This is a genomic window from Rhodosalinus sp. FB01 (assembly GCF_041365715.1).
Taxonomy (GTDB): domain Bacteria; phylum Pseudomonadota; class Alphaproteobacteria; order Rhodobacterales; family Rhodobacteraceae; genus Rhodosalinus.
This window is the reverse complement of sequence record NZ_JBGFSH010000068.1, coordinates 1-456: the sequence shown is the minus strand read 5'-3', so window position 1 is coordinate 456 and position 456 is coordinate 1. Positions and strand designations below refer to the sequence as shown.

The window sequence follows — 456 nt, the reverse complement described above, 5'->3', positions numbered from 1 at the left end:
CTCCACCCGCTTGTAGAGCGCGGGATCGCCGAAGAAGGTGCCGGTGCGGTACTGCTCGAAGAACTTCGGCGTGCCGTCCACGTTGACGACGACGCGCGACTGGCTCGCCGGTTCGGCGTTGCCGATGCCGCGGATGTTGAAGGTCTCGCCCGTGACGCGGCTGGAGCCGCCGGCCTGCACGCCCGGCACGCTGTCGAAGAGATCGCCCGCCGTGCGCGNTCGAAGAGATCGCCCGCCGTGCGCGGCTGTTCGCGGTCGATGTCCTCCTGCTCGAGCACGGTGACCGCCTGCGGCGTGTCGATCGCCACCTTCTCGGCGCCCGCGCCGAGGACCAGCCGCCCGAGCGGCGTCGCCCCCGTGGCCTCCTGCGCCGCGCTCTCGCCCGCCAGAAGCGCCGCCGCCGCGGCGCCGCAGATCAGGCGCACTCTGCACCCCCCGCCAGATCGCATGTCCCAT

The 456-nt window shown here is 72.7% G+C and carries 1 protein-coding gene; it reads right to left on the bottom strand.

The window, feature by feature from the left end:
* Window positions 1–180 (bottom strand): hypothetical protein (locus AB6A65_RS16605; protein WP_371039492.1); only part of this gene is annotated, 180 nt, incomplete at its 3' end.
* Window positions 181–456: the final 276 nt, after the last annotated feature.